This window comes from Paenibacillus zanthoxyli JH29, assembly GCF_000520715.1.
Lineage (GTDB): Bacteria > Bacillota > Bacilli > Paenibacillales > Paenibacillaceae > Paenibacillus_AQ > Paenibacillus_AQ zanthoxyli.
In genome coordinates this window covers 1-2,123 of sequence record NZ_ASSD01000370.1, presented here as the reverse complement: position 1 = coordinate 2,123, position 2,123 = coordinate 1, and the positions used below count along the sequence as shown (strand labels likewise).

1 protein-coding gene is annotated in these 2,123 nt (G+C 53.2%); it reads left to right on the top strand.

Going from position 1 to position 2,123, the window contains the following annotated elements:
• Positions 1 to 2,123 (top strand): non-ribosomal peptide synthetase (locus L691_RS0113605; protein WP_025691057.1); only part of this gene is annotated, 2,123 nt, incomplete at both ends.

Genomic DNA, 2,123 nt, shown 5'->3' with positions numbered 1-2,123 from the left:
TGGCTGGAACGAGCCGATTCGTTGCCCGCCGGGCCGCTGCTGCCGCTCGCGGGCTCCGTGAAACCGGACGTCAAGCCGCGGTTTCACCGCTGGAAGGCCGTGCTGAATCCGGAAATCTGGGGCAGCCTTCGCAAGAAAGCGCGAAGCTGGAACTTGACCCCTTCAGCGCTGCTGGCCGCTTGCTTTGCGGAGGTGCTATCCCTCCATGCCAAGCAGCCTCATTTCCTGCTTAATTTGACCTTGTTCAACCGGCTCCCGATTCATCCTCAGCTTGATGATGTGGTGGGGGACTTCACAACGGTCAGCCTGCTGGAAGTGGACTACCGCTCACAAGCTCCATTCTTCCGGCGGGCCCAAGAAGTCCAGAACCGTCTTTGGTCTGATTTGGACCACAGATTGTACAGCGGGATCCGCGTTACCGAGCAGCTTCTACGAAGAGGAATATTGACAGATCCTGTCCCGGTCGTATTTACGAGCTTACTGGATATGTCCCAGCCGGGTTCTTCCGCAGCCTTCTTCGATCAGGTATTCAAACGCCGCAACGAAGAAATGACGGAAGCGCGGAGCCTATCGCAGACGCCTCAGGTCTGGCTGGATCATCAGGTCGCTGAGCGGGATGGGGAGCTTCATTACAATTGGGATGTGAAGGAGGAGACCTTCCCTCAGGGGCTGGTGGATGAAATGTTTGAGGTTTATGGTTCCTTCCTCCATGCGCTTGCTAGGGACATCAAGATCTGGGAAGAAGTTCTTCCTTTATCTAGTCCGAATGCGAAACAATTTACACACCAATTGAACCTGCAGCAAATTGGTGAAATGCATGAAAGCCAGCCAATCTGCTATGATCGATTGCTCCACGAAGATTTTGAACACATGGCTGAGGTCATGCCGGATGCTCCTGCGGTGATTACCCCCAAGTGCAGCCTAAGCTATTCGGAACTGAACTCGCGAGCGAATGCTGCAGCGAGAAAGCTGCTGACCAGCGGCATAAAGCCTGAAGCCCTTGTAGGAATTGTGATGCACAAAGGCTGGGAGCAAGTAGTCGCCGTGCTCGCCATTCTAAAAGTAGGCGCAGCCTACCTGCCGATTGATGCTTCCCTGCCTTCGGAGCGCATTCTCGAGTTGCTCGAGATCGGGGAAGCGACAGCTGCATTTGTCCAACCGGGCGATTTCATGGATGGCTTCTGGCCTTCCGGTGTTGCCAGACTTGAGATTACCGCTCAGGCAGAAGCGGCTGTGGAAGCGGCCGGCAATCTTTTAGAACACAAGGCTCGGCCGGATCAGCTCGCTTACGTTCTATTCACCTCTGGCAGTACAGGAAAGCCAAAAGGAGTCATGATTGAGCATAGGTCGGCTATGAATACCGTGTGGGATATAAATAAGAGATTTGCAGTTGACGCGAACGACCGTATTCTGGGCATTTCTTCTTTGAGTTTTGATTTGTCTGTATATGATATCTTCGGAGCGCTAAGCACTGGGGCAGCTATTGTGCTCCCGGATCCGGACCGTCTCCGAGACCCCTCTCACTGGATCGGGCTCATCCAGGAACATGGTGTCACAATTTGGAATAGCGTGCCGGCATTCATGAGTATGCTGGTTACCTATTGCGGCCCATCTATTGAGCTTCCCAAGCTGCGACTTTGTCTTCTTAGCGGGGATTGGATTCCGCTGAGTCTTCTCGGTGAGGTGCGCCGTTTAAATCCAAATATGCAGTTTGTCTCGCTAGGAGGGGCCACCGAAGCATCGATCTGGTCTATTCTTTACCCGGTGGATGAAGTGAAATCTGCCTGGAGCAGCATTCCCTACGGGGTCTCGATGGCAGGCCAGCGGATATATGTACTGAATGCGCGGATGGAAGAGTGCCCTGCATGGGTCCCGGGTGAACTGTATATCGGCGGAGCCGGTGTGGCGGTCGGATACTGGAAGGATCCGGAGAAGACAGGTCGTCAATTTATAGTTTCGCCTCGTACTGGAGAAAGACTTTACCGAACCGGAGACTGGGGACGTTATGGAACTGATGGGGTGATTGAATTTATGGGGCGGGAAGATTTGCAGGTCAAGATTAACGGTTACCGGATTGAGCTTAGTGAAATTGAAGCCATTATCAAATCATATTCTTCTGTCCG